The 22,615-nt window shown below is 61.6% G+C and carries 14 protein-coding genes and 1 pseudogene; 10 read left to right on the plus strand and 5 right to left on the minus strand.

The window, feature by feature from the left end; genetic code table 11:
* Window positions 1–43: 43 nt before the first annotated feature.
* The 6 genes and pseudogenes from VFE81_RS28345 to VFE81_RS28375 form a co-directional block, all read left to right on the plus strand.
* Entirely contained in the window at window positions 44–895 is an 852-nt protein-coding gene (locus VFE81_RS28345) for an IclR family transcriptional regulator (protein ID WP_414695678.1), read from the plus strand.
* Between the two features lie 701 nt (window positions 896–1,596).
* Window positions 1,597–2,844 carry an efflux RND transporter periplasmic adaptor subunit gene (locus tag VFE81_RS28350; RefSeq protein WP_325047749.1) on the plus strand — a complete coding sequence of 416 codons (1,248 nt, stop codon included), beginning with the start codon at window positions 1,597–1,599 and terminating at the stop codon, window positions 2,842–2,844.
* Window positions 2,845–2,859: 15 nt separating this feature from the next.
* A complete protein-coding gene (locus tag VFE81_RS28355; protein ID WP_325047750.1) occupies window positions 2,860–5,991 on the plus strand; it encodes an efflux RND transporter permease subunit in 3,132 nt (1,043 codons plus the stop codon).
* Window positions 5,988–9,311 (plus strand): efflux RND transporter permease subunit, encoded by a 3,324-nt coding sequence (locus tag VFE81_RS28360; protein WP_325047751.1) that lies wholly within the window; start codon window positions 5,988–5,990, stop codon window positions 9,309–9,311. Before VFE81_RS28355 ends, VFE81_RS28360 begins: the two co-directional genes overlap by 4 nt.
* 182 nt (window positions 9,312–9,493) lie before the next feature.
* Window positions 9,494–10,918, plus strand: a complete 1,425-nt coding sequence (locus tag VFE81_RS28365; protein WP_414695679.1) for an efflux transporter outer membrane subunit — start codon at window positions 9,494–9,496, stop codon at window positions 10,916–10,918.
* Between the two features lie 264 nt (window positions 10,919–11,182).
* Window positions 11,183–11,572 (plus strand): annotated as a pseudogene (locus VFE81_RS28375) (aldo/keto reductase); the annotation flags it as partial.
* Between the two features lie 22 nt (window positions 11,573–11,594).
* Here the strand turns inward: VFE81_RS28375 and VFE81_RS28380 are convergent.
* From VFE81_RS28380 to VFE81_RS28395, 4 genes are all read right to left on the minus strand, one after another.
* Window positions 11,595–12,611, minus strand: coding sequence for a 1-aminocyclopropane-1-carboxylate deaminase (locus VFE81_RS28380; protein ID WP_325047752.1), 1,017 nt, complete (start codon window positions 12,609–12,611; stop codon window positions 11,595–11,597).
* A gap of 509 nt (window positions 12,612–13,120) precedes the next feature.
* Entirely contained in the window at window positions 13,121–13,894 is a 774-nt protein-coding gene (locus VFE81_RS28385) for an ATP-binding cassette domain-containing protein (protein WP_325047753.1), read from the minus strand.
* The gene (locus VFE81_RS28390) at window positions 13,891–14,898 is read right to left on the minus strand and encodes an ABC transporter permease subunit (protein ID WP_325047754.1); all 1,008 of its coding nucleotides are present in this window, start codon (window positions 14,896–14,898) and stop codon (window positions 13,891–13,893) included. The genes VFE81_RS28385 and VFE81_RS28390 overlap by 4 nt, the downstream gene beginning before the upstream one ends.
* A gap of 48 nt (window positions 14,899–14,946) precedes the next feature.
* A complete protein-coding gene (locus VFE81_RS28395) occupies window positions 14,947–15,927 on the minus strand; it encodes an ABC transporter substrate-binding protein (protein WP_325047755.1) in 981 nt (326 codons plus the stop codon).
* Between the two features lie 295 nt (window positions 15,928–16,222).
* Between VFE81_RS28395 and VFE81_RS28400 the strand changes: the two genes are divergently transcribed.
* The gene (locus VFE81_RS28400; RefSeq protein ID WP_325047756.1) at window positions 16,223–16,594 is read left to right on the plus strand and encodes a cupin domain-containing protein; all 372 of its coding nucleotides are present in this window, start codon (window positions 16,223–16,225) and stop codon (window positions 16,592–16,594) included.
* A 341-nt stretch (window positions 16,595–16,935) separates the two neighbouring features.
* Here the strand turns inward: VFE81_RS28400 and VFE81_RS28405 are convergent, their stop codons facing one another.
* Window positions 16,936–17,310 (minus strand): MAPEG family protein, encoded by a 375-nt coding sequence (locus tag VFE81_RS28405; RefSeq protein ID WP_325047757.1) that lies wholly within the window; start codon window positions 17,308–17,310, stop codon window positions 16,936–16,938.
* Between the two features lie 407 nt (window positions 17,311–17,717).
* On the opposite strand from VFE81_RS28405, the gene VFE81_RS28410 reads away from it, so the two are divergent.
* The 3 genes from VFE81_RS28410 to VFE81_RS28420 form a co-directional block, all read left to right on the plus strand.
* Window positions 17,718–18,938: an MFS transporter gene (locus VFE81_RS28410; RefSeq protein WP_325047758.1), complete on the plus strand. Its 1,221-nt coding sequence runs from the start codon at window positions 17,718–17,720 to the stop codon at window positions 18,936–18,938.
* A gap of 399 nt (window positions 18,939–19,337) precedes the next feature.
* Window positions 19,338–20,204, plus strand: coding sequence for a TetR/AcrR family transcriptional regulator (locus tag VFE81_RS28415; RefSeq protein WP_325047759.1), 867 nt, complete (start codon window positions 19,338–19,340; stop codon window positions 20,202–20,204).
* A gap of 329 nt (window positions 20,205–20,533) precedes the next feature.
* Window positions 20,534–22,615: acyl-CoA dehydrogenase (locus VFE81_RS28420; protein WP_325047760.1), on the plus strand; the 2,082-nt coding region annotated here is incomplete at its 3' end.

The raw sequence follows: 22,615 nt of genomic DNA on the forward strand, positions 1-22,615 counted from the left end.
CGCTCACACAACCCTCAGTCACCCTACAATCCGTCTGGTTATCATGTGCGCCATTTCATCTGCGATTTCAGGAGGAAACTTGAACGCCAACGCACCGCGCTATTCGGCACCTGCACTGGAAAAAGGTCTGGACATCATCGAACTGCTGGCGGACCACGCGGAGGGTTTGTCTCTTGCGGAACTCGCAAAAGAACTCGGCCGCACCACCGCCGAAATATTCCGGATGGTCGTGACGCTGGAAACGCGCGGCTACCTGTGCACCATCGGCGACCGGTATGTTCTATCGCTGTTGCTCTTCCAGCTGGCGCACCGGCATCAGCCCGTGCGCTCGCTAGTATCGAGCGCGCTGCCGCTGATGACACAACTCGCCAAAGATGCCTGCCAGTCGTTTCATCTGTGCGTGTATCAGAAGGGACGCGTGCTGATCGTCGCCGGCGTCGAAAGTCCGGAGCGTTGGGGCTTTGCGTTGAAGGTCGGCACGTTGATAGGGCTCACCGATACCGCGTCCGGACAGGTACTGCTCGCCTTCCAGGAAGAACCGCAACGCGTCGAGATGTTCGAGCTGCACGTTCCGGTGGACGGCGAACGGGCCGTGGACCCACAACAGCTTGCGAAGGACCTCTCGCAGATCCGCAAACACGGTAATGCACGTATGCCCAGCCGGCAGGTCAAGGGGGTGAAGAATCTGGCCTACCCTGTGTTCGGCCGGGACGGTCATGCCATTGCGGCACTGACAACCCCCTATATCGAGCGAATCGACGACGCCCCCGTGCCGTCGATGGCCGAAGTCGGCGACATGATGGAACGGGCAGCGGAAACGCTCACTTCATTGATGGGCTTCAACGTCTATTGGGATGCGGCTTCGCAGCCCACCCAGCAATCCGATCGTCGATGAAACTGAAGATTACTGGTCAGGCTATGGCGCAAATTACGGGCGCGAGCGAAGAAAGGCGTATTCGCCATTGCATCATCCGAGACGTGCCCTCGTATCGGACGGGCTGTCGAGCGGGCGATAACGCTGCTTGAATAATTTCAAAAAACTTTCGACGAGTTTCGACGAATATTGCCACTCGCCGTGACAGCCGCCCCCCTCAAAAGCCCACGTTCAACCATCCGTTACCGCAGGCTGCTGGCCGAACGACACCCGATGGCGTCTTTCAGACCCCAACATGTTTCAAGCTGGTAACTCAAGCCTTACGCGCACCCGGTACATTGATGCCATGCCGCGTCCCAATCGTTGTCCACCCGCTTCCACCAAGGCGAACATGTGCAACACACAGTCTGTCAGCAAGGCCCTCCCGGCAGTCGGCAACTCGCCGTACGCGCTATTCCGCCGGGCCACCTGGACAAAACATTACCGCCGATTGCAAAGCGTGTTCATCGTCACGGATCCAATCGCGAGGCCATAACGTCGCCGTGTGCCGGTCATGGTGTGATGCATTTTGCGCAGTCGCTTTGCTTGCAATTAGCTAACGCCATGCCAAAAACTCATTGAGTTGTGACAACGCACGAGAACCGTGGCATGTTCCCAAAATCCCGGCAGAGAATGACTCCCCGCCCGATTATCATCGGCAGCATCTGTTTTCGGAGATACCTATGAGCGAAGCCGTGTCCAGGCAACCAAAGCGCTCCCGACGCGGGCTCATTCTGTTTGCGGTTGTCGTGCTGGCGCTGATCGCGCTTGTCCTTGTCCACCTGTTGACCCAGAAGAAACCCGCGAGCAAGGTCGCGCCCATCGTCGTCACCGTGGCGAGCGCCACACTCGGTTCGATGCCAGTCACGTTGAGCGAACTCGGCACGGTCACGCCGACCGCTACCGTGACCGTGCTGCCGCAGTTAAGCGGCTACCTCACTGCCGTCGGTTATCACGAAGGCCAGGAAGTACAGAAAGGCCAGTTCCTCGCCCAGATCGATCCGCGCCAATATCAGATCAGCAAGCAGCAGGCTCAGGCGACACTCGCCAAAGACCGCGCGTCGCTGGCCCAGGCGCGTGCCGATCTTGTCCGCTTCACGCAGTTGAACGAGCGCAAGTCGATCGCCCAGCAGACCTTCGCAGATCAGCAATTCCTCGTGCAGCAGGACGAGGCTGCAGTCCAGGCCGATCTCGCCAACATCGCCCAGTTCGACCTCGACCTGACCTATTGCCGCATCACCGCGCCGGTCTCCGGCAAAGTAGGCCTGCGCCTGGTCGATCCGGGCAACTACGTGACGGCATCATCGTCGACGGGGATCGTCGTCATCACCACGATCAAGCCGACTACCGTGCAGTTCACGGTGCCGCAGGACGCGCTGGCCTCCATCGTGCAGCGCCTGAATGGCGGTGCTACCTTGCCGGTCACCGCCTATTCCAGCGACAACGCGCGCGAAGTTGCCACAGGAGCGCTCTACGCAGTCAGCAACCAGATGGCCACCGCGACCGGCACCGTCACCTTGCGCGCCACTTTCGCCAATGAGGACGAAGCGCTGTTCCCCAACGAGTTCGTCAACGTCAAGTTGCTGGTCGATACGATGCAGAACGCCGTGCTGGTGCCGACCGCCGCCGTGCAAACCGGCGCACCGGGCGACTTCGTCTATCTGGTCAACGCGAACAATACGGTCTCCGTGCACAAGGTCAAGCTCGGCCCGAGCGACGGCAAGAACACGGTCATCCTGTCCGGCCTCTCCCAAGGCAACCAGGTGGTCACGGACGGCACAGACCGGCTGAACGACGGCGCCAGGATCGAGGCGGCCAAACCGAAACCCGCGTCGGCCGCTCCATCGGCCAGCGGCACCGCCACGGAGCCTGCCGCCTCCGAACCCGCTGCGGCGTCCGCGGCGGCGTCGGCCAGTGCTGCTTCGTCGTAGCAGACTCACGCGCCGATGAATATTTCCCGCCTGTTTATTCTTCGACCGGTAGCCACCCTGCTGCTGATGATCGCCCTCGTGCTGGTGGGCCTCGTCGCCATGCGCGTGCTGCCGGTTTCATCGCTGCCCAACGTCGACTATCCGACCATCCAGGTGCAGACGTTCTATCCGGGCGCGAGCCCGGACGTGATGGCCACCACGGTCACGGCGCCGCTCGAAGTGCAACTGGGCGAGATCCCCGGCCTGCAACAGATGACGTCGTATAGCTCGGACGGCGCGTCGGTCATCACGCTGCAGTTCGATCTGTCGCTGAACCTCGACATCGCCGAACAGAACGTCCAGCAGGCCATCAACGCCTCCAATAGCTACCTGCCCTCCGGCCTGCCGGCACCGCCGACGTATGCCAAGGTCAATCCGGCCGACCAGCCAATCCTGACGCTCGCGGTCACATCGCGGTCGATGTCGCTGACCCAGCTTGAGGACGTCGCCAACAACCGTCTCGGCACCAAGATTTCCGAAGTATCGGGCGTGGGCGTGGTCACGACCAGCGGCGGCAATGTGCCGGCCATCCGCGTCGAAGCGGACCCGCACAAGCTGGCCGCCTACGGCCTGAACATCGACGATCTGCGCACACTGCTCAGCTATGTCAACGTCAGCCAGCCGAAGGGCAATTTCGACGGCCCGGACCTCGATTACACGATCAACGGCAACGATCAGATCACCGATCCGAAGGACTATCTGGACACGGTGATCGCCTACCAGAACGGCGCCCCGGTGTTCATGCGCGACGTCGCGCGGGTCAGTCAGGCCGCCCAGGACGTCGAGCGCGGCGCCTGGTACAACGGCTCACCGGCCATCGTGCTCAACGTGCAGCGGCAACCGGGCGCGAACGTGATCGCGACCGTCGACCAGATCATGAAGCAACTGCCGCAGCTCGAATCCACGCTGCCGGCCGGCATGAAAGTGACCGTGGTGTCGGACAGCACGGGCGTGATCCGCTCGTCGGTCCACGAGGCGGCGTTCGAACTGATCCTCGCCATCGTGCTGGTGATCGCGGTGATCTTCGTGTTCCTGCGCAACGTGCCGGCCACGCTGATTCCGAGCGTCTCGGTGCCGGTTTCGTTGATCGGCACGCTGGCCGTGATGTACCAGATGAATTACTCGATCGACAACCTCTCGCTGATGGCGCTCATCATCGCCACCGGCTTCGTGGTCGACGACTCGATCGTGATGATCGAGAACATCGTGCGTTATCTCGAGGCGGGCAAGACACCGCTCGAAGCCGCGATGGAAGGCGCGGGGCAGATCGGCTTCACGATTCTGTCGCTGACCATCTCGCTGATTGCGGTGCTGATTCCGCTGCTCTTCATGGGCGGCGTGATCGGGCGTCTGTTCAGCGAATTCGCGGTGACGCTTGCCGTCACCATCGTGATCTCCGCGATCGTGTCGCTGACCGTGGTGCCGATGCTCTGTGCGCGCATGTTGCGCGCGCAGGCCGAACGTCATCCGAGTCGCTTTGAGCGGATCAGCGAGGGCCTGTTCGACAAGACGCTCGCCGCCTATGAACGCGGTCTGCGCTGGGTGCTGGATCACCAGGTGCTGACGCTCATGGTGGCCGTCGGCACGGTCGTGCTGACCGGCATCCTGTACGTGGTGATTCCAAAGGGCCTCTTTCCGGTGCAGGACGTCGGCGTGATCGAGGGGATCAGCGTGGCCGACAACTCGGTTTCGTACGCCGCGATGGTGAAGCGCCAGGGCGCGCTCGCCGATGCGATCCTGAAAGACCCGGATGTCGTCTCGCTGACCTCCTACGTGGGTATCGACGGCATTAACTCGACGCTGAACAATGGCCGCTTCCTGATCAATCTTCGCGACCGCGACAAGCGCTCCGACACGGCGCAAGAGGTGGCGCGCCGTCTGCAACAGGAAGTCGCCAATGTGCCGGGCGTCAAGCTCTATATGCAGCCTGAGCAGGATCTGACGCTCGACACGACGGTCTCGCCGAACCAGTACAGCTTCGTGCTGCGCGGACCGAGCCAGCAGGCATTCCAGAAGTACGTGCCGGAACTCATCGCGCGCCTGAAGAAGATCCCGTCGCTCGCCGACGTGCAAAGCGACATGAATACCGACGGCCTCAGCGTGAACGTCGAGGTCAACCGGCAACTGGCGGCGCGCTTCGGCATCACGCCCGCGACGATCGACAACGCGCTGTACGACGCGCTCGGCCAGCGGATCGTCTCGACCATCTTCGAGCAGTCGAACCAGTACCGCGTGATTCTCGTCGCCAAACCGGAAGCGTTGCCGAACGTGCAGTCGATCGGCAATCTGTATCTGCCGAGCCAGACCAGCAGCAGGGGCCAGGTGCCGCTGTCGGGCATCGCGAAGATCGAGATCACGAAGTCGCCGCTCGTGATCAGCCATCTGGCGCAGTTCCCGTCGGTCACCATCTCGTTCAACCTCGCGAAGGATGCGTCGTTGAGCACTGCCGTCAAAGCCATCCATCAGGCCGAACAGTCGGTGAACCTGCCCCCGTCGATCACCTCGTCGCTGCAGGGCGCGGCCCAGGCATTCGAGGATTCTCTGTCAAGCGAAGTCTATCTGCTGATCGCGGCGCTGGTGGCGGTGTATATCGTGCTCGGCGTGCTGTATGAGAGCTTCATCCATCCGGTGACGATTCTGTCCACGCTGCCCTCGGCGGGTATCGGCGCCCTGCTTGCGCTGATGATCGCCGGCAGCGACCTGGATGTGATCGGCATCATCGGTATCGTGCTGCTCATTGGTATCGTCAAGAAGAACGCCATCATGATGGTGGACTTCGCGCTGGACGCCGAACGCAATCACGGCAAGGCGCCGCGCGAGGCGATCTTCGAGGCGTCGCTGCTGCGTTTCCGCCCGATCCTGATGACCACGCTCGCGGCCATGCTCGGCGCGCTGCCGATGCTGCTCGGCAGCGGCACGGGTTCCGAATTGCGCCGGCCGCTGGGGATCGCGATCATCGGCGGTCTGACGCTGAGCCAGATGCTGACGCTTTTCACTACGCCCGTGATCTATCTGTTCTTCGACAGAATGGCCGAGCGTACGAGACGCTGGCGCAACCGCAATAAACCGGAAAATTCGCCTGGAGGCGGGGCGGAGGACACGCCGTGAACATCTCGGCGTTATTCATCCGGCGGCCCGTCGCGACCACGCTTCTGGCCATCGCGATCCTGATCTCCGGGGCGCTCGCCTACTTCCGGTTGCCGGTTGCGCCGTTGCCGAACATCGCCTTTCCGGTGATCGTGGTGCAGGCGAACATGGCGGGTGCGAGCCCGAACATCATGGCGTCCACGGTGGCCGAGCCGCTCGAGCGGCGCCTTGCCACCATTGCCGACGTTGAAGAACTGACTTCGATCAGCTACGTCGGTTCGTCGATGATCGTTGTCGAGTTCGGGCTGAAGCGCGACATCAACGGCGCCGCGCGCGACGTCGAAGCGGCCATCCAGGCGGCGCGCGCCGACTTGCCGACCACGCTGCGCAGCAATCCGAGTTATCGCCAGTACAACCCGGCGGATGCCCCCATCATGGTGCTCTCGCTGACGTCGGACACGCTCACCAAGGCACAGCTCTACGATTCCGCGGATTCGGTGATCCAGCAGCAGCTCTCGCAGGTCAAGGGCGTGGGCCAGATCACGCTCGGCGGCGGCGCGTTGCCCTCGGTGCGCGTCGAGCTGCAGCCGGGCAAGCTGAACAGCTACGGGATCGGTCTGGAAGACGTGCGCGCGGCGATCAGCGCAGCCAACGCTAACAGCGCGAAGGGCCATCTCGACGAGGGCGACCAGCGCTACGTGGTCACATCCAACGACCAGATCACGCATGCCGCGCCGTACCGCGACCTGGTGGTCGCCTACCGCAACGGCGCGCCGGTCCAGTTGCGCGACGTGGCCCAGGTCAGGGATTCGAACGAAAATATCCGTAATGCCGGGCTCTTCAACGGCAAGTCCGCCATCCTCGTCATCGTGTATCCGACGCCCGGCAGCAATGTCGTGAGCACCGTCGCGCAGATCCGCAAGGTCCTGCCGTCAATCGAGGCGACGCTGCCGAGCAGTGTGCACGTAGGCATCGCGATCGACCGCTCGGAGTCGGTCAGAGCGTCGGTGGGCGACACGGAGCGTACGCTGTTCATCGCCGTGCTGCTGGTGGTGGGCGTGGTGTTCATTTTCCTGCAGTCGCCGCGCGCCACGCTGGTGCCGGCCGTCGCGCTACCGCTGTCGATCGTGGGCACCTTCGGGCCGATGTACCTGCTCGGCTACAGCATCGACAACCTTTCGCTGATGGCGCTCACCATCGGGACCGGCTTCGTGGTCGACGATGCGGTGGTGGTGCTGGAAAACATCGTGCGCCACATGGAGTTGGGGCTCAGTCCGAAAGAGGCGGCGCTGAAAGGCAGCGGCGAAGTGGGCTTCACGGTGATCTCGATGAGTCTGTCGCTGATTGCGGTGTTCCTCCCCATCATGCTGATGCCGGGCGTCGTCGGCCTGCTGTTCCATGAGTTCGCGGTCACGTTGTCCGTCGCCATCCTGATCTCGCTGGTCATTTCGCTGACGGTCACGCCGGCCATGTGCGCCTATGTGCTGAGCCGCGACAACGCCGGGCATTCGAAAGCCCGTTGGGCGATGTGGATCGAAAAGCAGTTCGATCGCTTCAGGAATGCCTACTCGCGCTCGCTCACGGCCGTACTGGACCATGCACTGCTGGTCATCCTGCTGTTGATTGGACTCCTCGTGGCCAACGTGTTCCTGTTCAAGCTGGTGCCGGCCACCTTCTTTCCCGAACAGGACACGGGCATCCTGATTGGCCAGATCATCGCTGACCAGAGCATCTCCTTTCCGGCGATGCAAAAGAAGCTCACGCAATTGCAGGAGATCGTGCAGAAGGATCCGGCCGTGGCCTCGGTGGCTGGCTTTACCGGCGGCCGCGCGCTCAATAGCGCGAACGTGTTCATCGAACTCAAGCCGCTGGCGCAACGCCATGCCACGGCCACCGAGGTCGTGAACCGCCTGCGGCCCAAGCTCAACGAGGTCTCGGGCGCGCGGCTCTTTATTCAGGCCCAGCAGGATCTGCGAATCGGCGGACGGCAATCCGCTGCCGAGTATCAGTACACACTCACCAGCGACGACTCCGCCGCGCTGTTCAAGTGGACACCGCTACTCGTCGCCGCGCTCGGCAAGGAGCGCGCGCAGTTGCTCGACGTGAACTCGGACCTGCAGCAAAACGGTCTGCAGACGTATGTCAAAATCAATCGCACGACGGCGGCGCGCTACGGCTTTGCGCCGAACCAGATCGACAACGTGTTGTATGACGCGTTCGGCCAGCGGACGGTGTCGACCATCTACAACCCGCTCAACCAGTATTTCGTGGTGATGGAGGTGGCGCCGGATTACTGGCAGTACCCGCAAGCGCTCAATCAGATTTACCTGAGCACGGCATCGGGCAACGCCACCGGCACGGCGGGCACGCAGATGCCGGGCGCCACGGTGTCGGGCGTAACGGTGGCGACCCAAGCCGGTACGACCACTTCGTCGGGCACGAACACACTCAATTCGAACGCGCAAGCCAACGCGACCACCAACAGCATCGCCAACAGCAAGGGCGGCAGTTCGACCGGCAGTGCGGACAGCACGTCGGCTGAAACCATGGTGCCGCTGGCGGCACTGGCTTCGTACTCGAACAGCCATACGTCGACGCAGGTGAACCACCAGAGCGGCCTCGTGGCCGCGACGATTTCGTTCAACCTGCCGGCGGGCGGTTCGTTGAGCAAGGCGGCCGTGTCGATCAACAACACGATCCGCGACATCGGCATGCCCGCCAGCATCCACGGATCGTTTGCCGGCGCGGCGGCGGCCTATTCGCAGTCCATGGGGACGGTGCCGCTGCTGATCCTGGCAGCGCTCGGCGTGGTGTATATCGTGCTCGGCGTGTTGTACGAAAGCTCGATCCACCCGCTGACCATCCTGTCGACGCTGCCGTCCGCGGGCATCGGCGCGACGCTGGCATTGCTGATTTTCGGCACGCCGTTCTCGGTGATCGCGATGATCGGCATCATCCTGCTGATCGGTATCGTCAAGAAGAACGGGATCATGATGGTCGATGTCGCGATCCACTTGCAGCGCAGCGAAGGTATGCCGGCGAAGGAGGCGATTCACTCGGCCGCCGTGGTCCGTCTGCGGCCGATCATGATGACCACATTCGCGGCCGTGCTCGGCGCGGTGCCGCTGGCGATCGGCATCGGCCAGGGCGCGTCGCTGCGGCAACCGCTCGGTATCACGGTGATGGGCGGCCTGATCCTGAGTCAGGTCTTTACCCTGTACACGACGCCGGTGATCTACCTCTACCTCGACCGCTTGCGTTTCAAGCTGGTCAGATGGTCCGCAAACCTGCCATGGAATCGCGACGCGCAGCAACCCGGACAACCGGATACGAGGGCATGACGATGAAGATTTCCCGTAACCGCTTTGGGTCGCCAGGTGAGTCACCTGGCGGGTCGCCTGGTAGACCGCTTCGTGACCCACTGAGCCGCGTTGGCCCTGTTGGCAGCGTTGGCCGCCTTGGCCGCCTTGGCCCGCTTCGGTCGCTGACTGTCGCGACGCTGGCCCTGCTGGCCAGCGGCTGCATGGTCGGCCCGGACTACCACCGCCCGCAAGTCAACGTGGCCGCCACCTACTCGGAGTTGCCGGGCTGGACGCAAGCCGAGCCCGCGGCGGAGAAACCGAAAGGCGACTGGTGGACGGCATTCAACGATCCGCTGATCGACCAGCTCGAACCGCTGGTGTCGGTGTCGAACCAGACCGTGCGCGCGGACTACGCGAACTATCAGGAAGCGCTGGCAGAAGTGCGGGCGGCGCATGCCGGCCTGTTTCCGACCATCGGCGCAACCGGCTCGGCCACCAAGGCGCGTGCCGGGAGCGGCAATGCGGCCAGAGTAGTCAACTCGGGTTCGCTGGAAGGCAACGTCAGCTGGGCGCCTGACCTGTGGGGCCAGGTGCGGCGCACGATCGAAGAAAACGCCGCGACGGCGCAAGCGAGCGAAGCGACGTTCGCCAATGCGACGCTCTCCGAGGAGGTGGCGCTGGCCACGGCGATCATCGAACTGCGCACCAGCGACGCCAATATCGACCTTCTGCAGAAGACGGTCGCGGCCTACCAGCACTTTCTGGACGTCGTGTCCGACCAGGATCAGGCGGGCACTATTGCACCGTCCGACGTGATCACTGCCCGCACCCAGCTCGAGACGGCGCAGTCCAACCTGATCGCGCTCGGCGTGGCGCGCGCGCAAGACGCGCACGCGATCGCCGTGTTAGTGGGCAAGAATCCAGAAGAGCTGTCGATTACGCACAGCACCGCGATGCCGACGCTGCCGGGCGTGCCCGTCGGCGTGCCGTCGACGCTGCTCGAACGCCGGCCCGACATCGCCTCCGCCGAGCGCAAGATGGCCGCGCAAAACGCGGCGATCGGCGTGGCGGTGTCGGCGTATTACCCGGATATTTCTCTTTCCGGGCTGGCCGGCTTTACGCAGTCGCCGTTGTCCGGTCTGTTCAACGTGGCCAACTACGTCTGGTCGCTGGGTGGCAGCGCTACTGAAACGCTTTTCGACGGTGGTTTGCGCAGCGCCGACGTCGACGCGGCGAAAGCGGCCTACGACGCGGCTGTCGCCAACTATCGTGGCACGGTGTTGACGGCGTTCCAGAACGTTGAAGACGACTTGAGCGGGTTGCGAATCCTGGCCGAGCAATCGGTCGTCCTGGATACGGCCGTGAAAGACGCAACCCGTGGCGCCGAGATCGCCTTCAACGAGTATCAGGCGGGAACGGTGGACTACACGACGGTGGCGACCGCGCAGGCCACACAATTGAGCACGCAGCAGACCGCGCTGAATGTTCAGGAGACGCGCCTGCTCGACGCAGCGTCGCTATTCGGCGATCTGGGCGGCGGTTGGTCGGCGGACCAGTTGCACGATCCGCGACATCCGGACAGGCAGGCAGCACCGGCGCAGACGGGAGATGCGGCAGCGGGGGCGGTTGACGCGAAGGCGCAGTGATTTTGAGGGGTCATTTCCGCTACGTCCGACCCGAGACGCAGCAGCGGTTGGCCGACGGGCGGCGATTGGGCTTCGTCCTCGCCCTCACCCTTTTGCAGACTCACAAAGCTGACGCGTGGGATGCGCCAGAGTGGCGCCAGCATCGCAAGCGATCGCAGCGACCGGTTTGCAGCGTTCCGATGTTGCGCGCTACCTTTCCATACGAGACCGATGCTGCGACCGGGAGGAAGTCCCGCAGGGCATGAAATAGTGCGAGGTGTCGCAGTGATTGAGTCGTCCAATTTCCGGAGCAAAAAGATAGCGCTTAATCACGGACGCGGCCGTATGCCCGCGCTCGGATTTGGCACGCTGATTCCCGATTCCGCTACAACTACCCGTGCGACCAGAGACGCGCTGGAAGCCGACTATCGATACTTCGATTGTGCCGAGCGATATCGGAACGAGCGCGAAGTGGGTGAGGCTCTGCGCATAGGCCTTGCTGCCGGAGGAATCGCGCGCGAAGACATTTTCGTGACCCCGAAAATCAAGTCAGCGGTGGTGCAGGTCTAAGCTCATCCGTATCTTCCAGAAACGGAACTGCTGGAATTCTGCAAAGAGAAAGAAATCGTGTTTTTAGCCTTTGCGCCATTGGGTCACGGAATCAGACGGCGACCGGCGATCGTGCACGAGCAGGGCTTCAACCGTTCCTGAACAGGAAGCTATAAGCGTTCAACGCGGGCACCCCGCCGAGATGCGCATACAGCACGCGGGAGCCATCGGGAAACTCTCCTCGCCGAACCTTATCGATCATGCCTTGCATCGATTTACCCTCGTACACCGGATCGGTCAACATGCCCTCCAGCTTCGCGCTGAGACGAATCGCCTCGAGCGTACCTTCCGACGGAAGACCATATTCGGGACCGCCATAGCGCGTGTCCAACACCACGTCCTCGTCGCGAATCGGCCGGCCAAGCTCCACGAGTTCGGCTGTGTGGCGCGCGATGCGCAGAATCTGATTACGCGTCTGTTCAGGTTTCGCTGACGCGTCGATGCCGATCACCCGGTCGGCACGGCCGTCCTTCGCAAAGCCGACCACCATGCCCGCCTGCGTGCTGCCCGTCACCGAACAGACCACGATGTAGTCGAACTTAAACCCAAGTTCGGTTTCCTGTGCCCGCACTTCCTCCGCGAATCCGACGAACCCCAGTCCGCCGAGCGGATGTTCGGAACATCCTGCGGGAATCGGATAAGGCTTCCCGCCCGCATCGCGAACGCTTTGCATCGCCTGTTCCCAGCTGGGACGGATGCCGATGTCGAAACCATCGCTGACCAGTCGCACATCCGCGCCCATCATGCGCGACATCTGGATGTTGCCCACGCGGTCGTAGACAGCGTCCGAGTAGTTGACCCAGTTCTCCTGGACCAGCACGCACTTCAGACCCAGATGAGCAGCGACGGCCGCTACCTGCCGGGTCTGGTTCGACTGGATGCCGCCGATCGAAACCAGTGTGTCGGCGCCCTGCGCCAATGCATCGGGAATGATGTATTCCAGCTTACGTGTCTTGTTGCCGCCGAACGCCAGACCGCTATTGCAGTCTTCCCGCTTGGCGTAAAGATGGACTTTGCCCCCGAGGGATTCGCTCAAACGGGGCAATGCATGAATCGCGGTAGGACCAAAGGTCAGCTTGTGACGAGGAAAACGATCAAGGTTCACGCAAGTTCTCCGAATGGATAGGACGGTGGACTTCGTCGCCGGACATCTCGCGTCGACGGCACACCACCAAATCTTAGAGAAAATGCTGCGAAACGTGGTTGCGAAGATTGTGGCTGAGGCAAGCTATCAATGGTGTTTTTTCACAATTGAGCAAACTGAAATTTCTTCTAAAATAAGAAAGACGAAACAAAATTTCGTAGGCAAATCCGTGGTGTCAGACGTGCCCCGCCCCGACCCATTCGTCACCCCTCTGATTAGCAGGATATGTTGCGCACGCTGTTTCGAGTAGCATCGGTTCCTGAATAACGGCTTGACTGTGTCGTCAGCGGTTTTGGAAGCGCGACAGTTAGGCCACAATAATTCGAAATAGCCACACGCGAAGTGGTCTCATAGGCGCGATCCGGACGCGCAGGAGTCAACACGGTGGACGGGCGGGCTTGATGAGCCTGTGGCCCCACCTAAACGTCGAAGAAATTTCCGATTGCGGGCCCATAAAGTCGATACAGCGCTCAGTGCCCCGATCCGCGCGCGTTCGCGTACGTGTCGCCCACCATCAGATGCACGATTTCGTCGCCGTTAGTTCCCGCCACCAGCCGTTCGCCAGCGATCTCGCCGCGCCGCAGCACAACAATGCGATCTGCAATGGCAAAGATGTCGTGAAGGTTATGCGAGATCAGAATCACGGAGACGCCCTGGGCTTTCAGCGCGGCGATCAACTCCATCACCTTGCGTTGTTCGGGTACGCCGAGCGCAGCGGTCGGCTCGTCCATGATCAGCACACGTGCATTCCAGTAAATGGCACGGCCGATGGCAATCGCCTGCCGCTGGCCACCCGAGAGCATCTTCACCGGACCGCTGAGCTTGCGCTCGGGAATCACGATATCGAGCCGCTCGAGCACTTCGCGTGCGACCTGCGCCATGCGCGGCCGGTCGATCACCTGAAGTCCGAATTGGCGTCGCGTCGGCTCTCGTCCGAGGAAGATATTGCTCCCGACATCCAGGTTGTCGGCAAGCGCGAGATCCTGATAGATCGTCTCGATCCCCTGGGCGCGAGCGTCCTGCGGGTCGCGCATCTGCAAGGACGTGCCGTTGAACAGCAAGTGACCCGCGTCGGCGCGGTAGACCCCGGAGATGATCTTGATGAGGGTCGACTTGCCTGCACCGTTGTCGCCTGCGAGTGCCAGCACTTCGCCCGCCATCAGTTGCAGCGAAACGCGCCGGAGCGCCTCCACGCCGCCGAAGCGAATCGAGATGTCACGCGCCTCGAGAATCGGCGTGCTCATTGGGCACCTCCGAGACGTTCCTTGTACTGGTCGATCAGCACCGACATGATGATGACAATGCCGACCACGATGAACTGCCAGAACGCGTTGACGTCGATGAATACCAGTCCGAACTCGATCACCGCAATGATCAGCGCGCCAATCAGCGTGCCAATAACATTCCCGGTACCGCCGAACAGACTCGCGCCGCCGATCACGACCGCGGCAATCGAGTCGAGAAGCATCGGCTCCCCGGCGTTGGCAGCGCCCGCAGCAAAGCGTGCCGTATAGACGATACCGCCGATCGCGGCAAACGCAGCGGCGATCAGATAGATCACCAGCAGATGGCGCCTGACATTGATGCCGGCGCGGATCGCCGATTGTGGGTTGCCGCCGATTGCATAGGTGTACTGGCCGAAGCGCGTCTTTGACAACACGAAATGCATGATGACCAGCAAAACAGCGGTCAGCGCCACGGGGGTCCAGCCGCGGCCGAGCCACGCGAGCCCGGCATTGTCTACCGCCACGGTCATGCCGCTCCCCGCCGCCAGAAAGCCCGCCCCTCGGGCGACGCCATACATGCCGAGCGTGCCGATGAAGGCAGGTACGCCGAGCCGCGCAATCAGTACGCCGTTGACGAGGCCCGGAATCGCGCATACCGCGACGGTCAATGGAATGGAAAACAGCAGGATCCACGGCGAGCCGCTGCCCAATATCGTGAATTGCGCGACACACACGGCGGCCAGCCCCATGACAAATCCCACCGACAGGTCAATGCCCGCGGTGATGATCACGAACGTCTGGCCGATTGCGAGAAGTAGCGGCGCGCTGGCCGCCAGCCCGATCGACTGCAGGTTGTAGACGTTGAAGATGAACGAGCGATGGTCCGATATCCGTGCCCAGACTTCGAAAAACACCAGTAGCGCACAAAGGAAAATCCAGGGCCACACCTTGCTGACCAGTGCGAGCCGGTCAAGCCGTGAGTTGTCCATAAAGTCGTCCGGGAAATCGGCAGCGATATCCACGTGCGCATCGGCGCACGTGGGGATACGTCCTCGTTCGATAACGCTTGCCTAGTTCGAATAGATGTACTGCTTCATGTCCGGCTGGTCGATGTTCGTCTTGTCGAGCACCACGAAGCCTGTGCTCTTGAATGGCGGAATCTTCTTGCCGCGAATCAGATCTGCCGCGAACTTCACGCCGTAATAGCCGATTTCATCCGGGCGCTGCGCAATCGCAATGTCCACGAGGCCGCTTTTGATCTGCTGGTCGATGCCAGGCACGGCGTCGAACACCACGACCTTGACAACACCTTGCTTGCCGGCCGCCTTGACGCCTTGGGCGGCGCCGCTGCCGGAGAAGGTGTTGGCGCCGAACACGCCGGCAAGGTCGGGGTTGCGCGCGAGCACCGCGGCGACGTGGGATGCAGCGCGGTTCGCATCATCCTCGTTATATTGCGTTTGCAGCACCTTGATGTTCGGGTGCTTCTTCATCTCTTCCTGGAAACCATCGGCACGCGCATCGGTACTTGAAATGCCAGGCTTGTTGTTTTCGCAATAGACCGTACCCTTGTCGCCGATGGCCTTCGCCAGCGAGCGCGCCGCAATGCGTCCGCCTTCCATGTTGTCCGAAGCAATATAGGACAGCGGGAAATCCGCATCGCCCTTGCCGGTCTGATAGTGGCCATCGCCGATATACGTGTCGACCGTGATGACCTTGATGCCTGCGTCAGCCGCTTCCTTCAGTGGTCCGATCAATTGCTGCTTGTCGACCGGAGAAACCAGCAGTACATCAGGGTGTTTGGCAATGAACGCCTTGAGGATCGGCACCTGCTCGGTGGTGTTCCATGCTTTGGGCACCTGGAATAACAACTGGACGTGCTCTTCATTCGCGGCCCGCTCCGCGCCGCGGTGCATCGTGAAGTAGAAAGGATCGGTGACGCCCGGCAGCAACGCGACGACTGGATGCGCGGCATCCGCGTGCGCCGGTCCCGCGAACGAACAGGCCATGGTCGTTGCGAGTGCAACCAGATAGTGGGAAACGAAGCGCTTCATTTTTGTCTTCCTCCTGTTGAGTCCGACGAACGGCGCCTGACCTGATTCGTTCTGACCTTCCCGAAGTGAGGGCGTCCGGCAGTTGGCCAGTATACTGGTGGGTGTCGGTAGCGAGCCTGGTGTTTTCCTGCATCGTTTACGCATAGTTCCGCTGATCGACCCGGATTGCCGCGGTCTCATGCCTGCAAGGCGCAGTGGCTTTGATCACAGCAGCCACGCTCGAACAATCCGAGTTTCCGCTTTCGTTACCGGCGAAATTCTATGTGGGCATACGCAGGCGGAAAGGCGACACGATATGACTCATGATCCGTCGACAGCGCCACAATTTCGCTGGTGCGATTCGAACGACGTCCCATGGATATTGTCAACGCTCGCAAAGGGCGTCGAAGTGAAAAACGTGGGCAAGGCGAACGGCCGCGCAATCCAGCTCGTGAGGTTCGCACCTGGCGCAGCGTTTCCCGATCACCTTCACACTGGCCCTGAGTTCATCTATGTCCTGGAGGGCGAAGTGACCTGGAACGGTCGAGTGCTAGGGCGTGGAAACGTCGGCGTGGCTGAAGCGGGGACGGTCGAGCGCGGTTTTCATAGCATAACGGGGTGCGTATTCCTGCTTGCGTACGACCTGGATCAGATTTTCGATTCGGTGAGACCGGAATCAGGTCAATAAAGGTCGCACGGCCAGGACCGTGTGAACACACCCGTCGTCGTGCGCGAGTTATCGCTTTGTCATCCTCGAACCTGGCCCATAAACCTCCTGAGGCGGAATCGCCAGATGCTCTGACAGCGCTGTTGCCGCCGCCTCCGCATCCCTGCCAAGCACTGTGCGCATGAGCGCCTCGTGCCGCACCATGAGTCCATTGATTTTTCAGCTCGACTGATGCGCTATATGCATAGGTCGCACACACCAACCTTCTTCAGCGGCAGCGCAAGCGCTTGAGCCCATCCGTATCGTGGGAGCCAACGGACGACGTGCGCATCCGCCAGCATCGCCCCACGCTTCGTCTTGCCTCAGCTCACCGACACAAAAAACATCGACACCACACACGCGACGCCGACAAACCACACCAGCGAACGCAACGACGCCAGGTTCGCCACATACAAAATGCCGTGCAACACGCGGGTGACAACAAAGGTGACCGCCAGCCAGTTGATCCACGGGCTCGAACCGCCCGCCTGCCCCGCGACGACGACCGCGGCGGTGAACATCGCCAGTGCTTCCCACGCGTTCTGATGCGCAGCGTAAGCACGCGCGCGCCAGCCTTCGAGACCCGACAGATAGGTACGCGGCGCGCCATTGTCATAGCGCTTGCTGACCTTCGCCAGCATGACCCACGGAAACGGCAGCACTACCACGATGAGCAGGCATAGATGCGGAATCGTCATTCGTTAGTCCCTTTGTATGCACGGCGTGAATGCCGCGAGCCGCTGTTATACCTGCAGGCATCCGCCGCCGCCAACCTGAATCCCGCGAGTGCCACCTCTACCCGACACGCGAAATCCGGGAGCCGGATTGACCGGATTATCGTTAGCAGACGCCCAATAAACATTACAAATAGCAAACAAACAGGCAAACATGATTAATACGATAATTACATTTACCAAACATTTTCCATGCAGCGGGATTCAGCATGAAATTCGCTCCAGGGATTAATACGGATAAACGCGGGTTCAATCATGCAAGCGTTTAACGCTCGGCGTACACTCGCTCGAAGCCCGCACCACGGGGCGCACGGGGCTGCAGAGCCGCCCGTCGTCAAACACGGGTTATTGGAGACTCAGGAGAACAATCAATGAGCTGGACACGGGAACAGAGAAACGTCACGATCGCCGCCTATCTGGGCTGGACTCTCGACGCATTCGATTTCTTTCTAATGGTGTTCGTATTGAAAGATATCGCGGCTGAATTCAATACAAAAATCCCGACGGTTGCCTTCGGCATCATGCTGACCCTGATAATGCGTCCAGTCGGCGCATTGATTTTCGGCTGGCTCGCCGACAAATACGGCCGCCGTCCGACGCTGATGGTCAACATCGCATGCTTCTCGCTGCTGGAATTGTTGTCCGGCTTTTCGCCTAACCTGACCACGCTGCTGGTGCTGCGCGCCCTGTTCGGTATCGCGATGGGCGGCGAATGGGGCGTGGGCGGCGCACTGACGATGGAAACCGTGCCGCCGAAATCGCGCGGCATCGTCTCGGGCCTCCTGCAGGCCGGCTATCCGAGCGGCTACCTGCTTGCCTCGGTCGTGTTCGGCCTCTTCTATCAATACATCGGCTGGCGCGGCATGTTCTTCGTCGGCGTGCTGCCGGCCCTGCTGGTGCTGTATGTGCGTGCGCACGTGCCGGAATCGCCCGCCTTCAAGACGCTCGAGAAGAAAGTGCGTCCGGGCCTCATCGCCACCTTGAAACAGAACGTCGGGCTGTCGCTCTACGCGATCGTGCTGATGACCGCGTTCAACTTCTTCTCGCACGGTTCGCAGGATCTGTATCCGACCTTCCTGCGCGTGCAGCATCAATTCGACGCGCATACGGTGTCGTTGATCACGATCACGCTGAACATCGGCGCGATCTGCGGCGGTCTGTTCTTCGGGTACATCTCGGAGAAGATCGGCCGCAAGCGCGCGATCTTCATCGCCGCCTTGATCGCGTTGCCGGTGTTGCCGTTGTGGGCTTTCTCGTCCACGCCGGTGCTGCTCGCCGTTGGCGCATTCCTGATGCAGATCTCCGTGCAAGGCGCCTGGGGTGTGATTCCGGTGCACCTGAACGAAATCTCGCCCGATGAAATTCGCGCGACGTTCCCGGGCCTCGTGTATCAGCTCGGCAATCTGATCGCGTCGGTGAACGGCCCGCTGCAGGCGAGTGCCGCCGAAGCGCACGGCAACAACTACGCGCTGATCATGGCTGTCGTGATCGGTATCGTGGCGGTGGTGATCGCAGTGCTGATTCCGTTCAGCCGCGAACGCCGCGGCATCGACATGACGCAATCGGCGAAACAGGTCGCAGCACAGCTTTAAGCGTTCGAACTAAACAGCTATTTCACCGCCGCGTTATCGGGCACAATAGATACAAAGGCGGCTCGAACCGCCACAAAGCAAAAGCAAGCAGGCGCAAAGCAGAAGCAGCAATGCGCAAAAAGCTGGCGGCAGAAAGCAGACGCAAGGCCAAACAGGTAGCAAGCAATACGAGGCCGTTCCGATTTCGATCGGAACGGCCTTTTTTATTTCCGCGCGGTTTGACGCGCCCGCGCTCATTGGGAAAAACGGACCTTCGTCAGGTCTTCTAGAGGAGTTAGTCCACACAGAGCCCTTGATCGCAGTCCCGATCCTTCTTTATCCTGAAAAAAACGGCTGTTTCAAATGATCATTTGAATCGCTTGTTTGCGAGCCGGATGCCCGGCAAGTGGGAGACGCAAAATGGCAGTTCGCACAACAGGCCGGCACGCCGGCGACACGAAGTCCCGCATCCTCGACGCCGCCGAAACACTCTTCATCGAATGCGGCTATGAGGCCATGTCCCTGCGCCAGATTACTTCGCGTGCGGAGGTGAATCTCGCAGCGGTCAACTATCACTTCGGCAGCAAGGAATCGCTGATTCATTCGATGCTGGCGCGCCGACTCGACCGGCTCAACCAGGAGCGGCTCAAACTGCTGGACCGCTTCGACGAAATGCTCGGCGCACGTCTGACCTGCGAGCACGTGCTCGGCGCAATGTTTATTCCCGCGCTGCGTCTGTCGCGCGATCCGCGTGTCGGCGGCAAGGCGTTTTTGCGCCTGCTGGGCCGCGCTTACACCGATCCGTCGGCATTCATCCGGGACTTTCTGAATGCGCACTACGAGTCGGTGGCGATGCGCTTTTTCGATGCCTTCCAGCGTGCGTTGCCGCATCTGCCGCGTGAAGAGCTCGGCTGGCGTTTGCACTTCGCGATCGGCGCGCTGTCCGGCGTGCTGGCCGGCACCGATACCGACAGCCTGATTTCGGAATTCTCGCAGGGCAAGTCGATGAACGACCTGCAACTGATCGCGCGTCTCGCTTCGCTGATGGTGGCCGCGCTTAAAGCGCCGCTGCCCGACGGCTCGCAACTGGCCACGTTCGCCGCCGTGCTGGGCGACGCCACTGACGGCGGTCTGGAAGGCGAGGCGGAAGGCACAAACCCGGCTGCGGGTGCACAACCGGCGTCAGGCGGGTTTGAATCGTCGGGGCCGGCAGTCTCGGACGGTGAACGACGCGGTGGCAACATCGAGGCGAGTTCGTTTCAGCCCGCGCTGCACGGCACGGCTTGAACCGAACGGTGCGGACGGCGCTGCCACAGGCCGTCCGTTCGCAAACATCATGAATACCGCATACCCGAGCAGCACGTCTAAGTCCCGCACCTAAGCGACGTCACGCTGTCGAACTGCAGACATGACACGAAAAAGCGAAGCAGGCACGACTCGAAAGCCGCTGATGAGTGACTAAAAAGCGACTGAAAAGAAGCGGCTAAAGGCGACTTGAAAGCGCCCCGAGCGCGCAGCGTAGCAAGCAACACCGCCAGTTAGAAGATCAACAGAACGCGAGCCGTCCGCAACCCGTGGATGCGTTCGCACGCACTATCGAAACAGGAGGAAACGTCATGCCGTGGTTCATCCTAGTACTCGTCATTGCCGCTCTCGCACTCGTCTATGTTCAGGCGCGTGCCTCATGGTGGCTTGCCTTCATGATCGTCTGGGTGGCAGCCGCGCATGTCAGCGGAACAGCGGGTCCGGTGGCTACAACGGTACTCGCGATCGTCTTCGTCCTCCCTGCCCTCCTACTCACGATCAAACCGTTGCGCCGTACGTGGCTCACGAAGCCGGTGCTCGACATCTTCCGCAAGATCCTGCCGGAGATGTCGCCGACCGAGCGCGACGCAATCGAGGCCGGCACCGTCTGGTGGGATGCCGAACTGTTCTCCGGACGCCCGCATTGGGACACGCTGCTCGGCTACGGACCGGCCACGCTCTCGGCCGAAGAACAATCGTTTCTCGATGTCGAATGCGAGCATCTGTGCGATCTTGCGAACGATTGGGAAACCACCATGGTGTGGCAGGACCTGTCGCCGAAAACCTGGCAGTACATCAAGGAGCGCGGCTTTCTCGGCATGATCATTCCGAAGCAGTACGGCGGCAAACAGTTCTCCGCTTACGCGCATTCGCAGGTCATCATGAAGCTCTCCACGCGCTGCTCGGCCGCCGCCGTTTCGGTGATGGTGCCGAATTCGCTCGGCCCGGCTGAATTGCTGATGCACTACGGCACCGAAGAGCAGAAAAACCACTACCTGCCGCGCCTCGCGCGCGGCGACGAAATCCCCTGCTTCGCTTTGACGAGCCCCTACGCCGGCTCCGATGCGGCAGCGATTCCCGATGTCGGCATCGTCTGCAAGGGCATGTTTGATGGCCGCGAGACGCTGGGTTTTCGCGTCACCTGGGACAAGCGTTACATCACGCTCGGACCGATCGCGACTGTTCTCGGCCTCGCGTTCCGCGCGCTCGATCCGGACCACCTACTCGGCTCCGGGGAAGAGCCCGGCATCACCTGTGCGCTGATTCCAACCGACCATCCGGGCGTCAACATCGGCCGCCGTCACTGGCCGCTGAACGCGGTGTTTCAGAACGGTCCGAACTCGGGCACAGATGTTTTCATTCCGCTCGACTGGGTGATCGGCGGCCGCGCGCAAGTCGGCAACGGCTGGCGCATGCTGATGGAGTGTCTCGCGGCAGGCCGCGCGATTTCGCTGCCGTCGTCGAATGTGGGGATGGCGAAGATCGCCGTGCGCGGCACCGGCGCCTATGCTGCGATCCGCCGTCAGTTCCGCACCGCCATCGGCAAGTTCGAAGGCGTGCAGGAAGCGCTCGGCCGCATGGGCGGCAATCTCTACGTGATGGACGCGGCGCGCCGCCTGTCCGCGCATGCGGTGGATCTAGGCGAAAAGCCGTCGGTGATTTCGGCGATCGCGAAGTATCACATCACCGAACGCGCCCGCATGGTCATCAACGACGGCATGGACGTCGCCGCCGGCAAGGGCATCTGCATGGGCCCGTCGAACTTTCTTGCGCGCGCCTATCAGCAGGTGCCGATTGCGATCACCGTGGAAGGCGCGAACATTCTGACGCGTTGCCTGATCATCTTCGGCCAGGGTGCGATTCGCTGTCATCCGTATGTGCTGAAGGAAATGGCAGCCACGCGCGAAACAGATCACGCCAAGGCGCTGCGCGATTTCGATGCGGCCTTCTTCGGTCACGTCAGCTTCACGCTCTCCAACGTGGTGCGCAGTTTCGTTTATGGCATCACGGGCGGCGCCTTCATCGCCAGGCCGCGCACGGCGTACGCACCGCTGCTGTCGTACTACCGCGCGGCGACCCGTATTTCGACCGCTTTCGCGTTGCTCGCCGACGTCTCGATGTTCGTGCTCGGCGGCGATCTGAAACGGCGTGAACGCATTTCCGGGCGTCTGGGCGATGTGCTCTCGCAGCTCTACCTGATCTCGGCAACGCTCAAGCGCTTCGAAGACGAAGGCCGTCAGGAGGAAGATTTGCCGCTGGTGCGCTGGGGCGTCGAAGATTCGCTGTACAAGGCGCAATACGCGCTCGACGGTGTGCTTGCGAACTACCCGAACCGCCTCGCCGCGGGTCTTGTGCGCGTGCTGGCGTTCCCATTCGGCCTGCCGCACCGCGAG

The organism is Paraburkholderia sp. (assembly GCF_035656215.1).
GTDB lineage: Bacteria > Pseudomonadota > Gammaproteobacteria > Burkholderiales > Burkholderiaceae > Paraburkholderia.

Coding starts and splice junctions, on each gene's coding strand:
- VFE81_RS28345 (WP_414695678.1), top strand. CDS start 44: ATGTGCGCCATTTCATCTGCGATTTCAGGAGGAAACTTGAACGCCAAC.
- VFE81_RS28350 (WP_325047749.1), top strand. CDS start 1,597: ATGAGCGAAGCCGTGTCCAGGCAACCAAAGCGCTCCCGACGCGGGCTC.
- VFE81_RS28355 (WP_325047750.1), top strand. CDS start 2,860: ATGAATATTTCCCGCCTGTTTATTCTTCGACCGGTAGCCACCCTGCTG.
- VFE81_RS28365 (WP_414695679.1), top strand. CDS start 9,494: ATGGTCGGCCCGGACTACCACCGCCCGCAAGTCAACGTGGCCGCCACC.
- VFE81_RS28385 (WP_325047753.1), bottom strand. CDS start 13,894: ATGAGCACGCCGATTCTCGAGGCGCGTGACATCTCGATTCGCTTCGGC.
- VFE81_RS28395 (WP_325047755.1), bottom strand. CDS start 15,927: ATGAAGCGCTTCGTTTCCCACTATCTGGTTGCACTCGCAACGACCATG.
- VFE81_RS28400 (WP_325047756.1), top strand. CDS start 16,223: ATGACTCATGATCCGTCGACAGCGCCACAATTTCGCTGGTGCGATTCG.
- VFE81_RS28405 (WP_325047757.1), bottom strand. CDS start 17,310: ATGACGATTCCGCATCTATGCCTGCTCATCGTGGTAGTGCTGCCGTTT.
- VFE81_RS28410 (WP_325047758.1), top strand. CDS start 17,718: ATGAGCTGGACACGGGAACAGAGAAACGTCACGATCGCCGCCTATCTG.
- VFE81_RS28415 (WP_325047759.1), top strand. CDS start 19,338: ATGGCAGTTCGCACAACAGGCCGGCACGCCGGCGACACGAAGTCCCGC.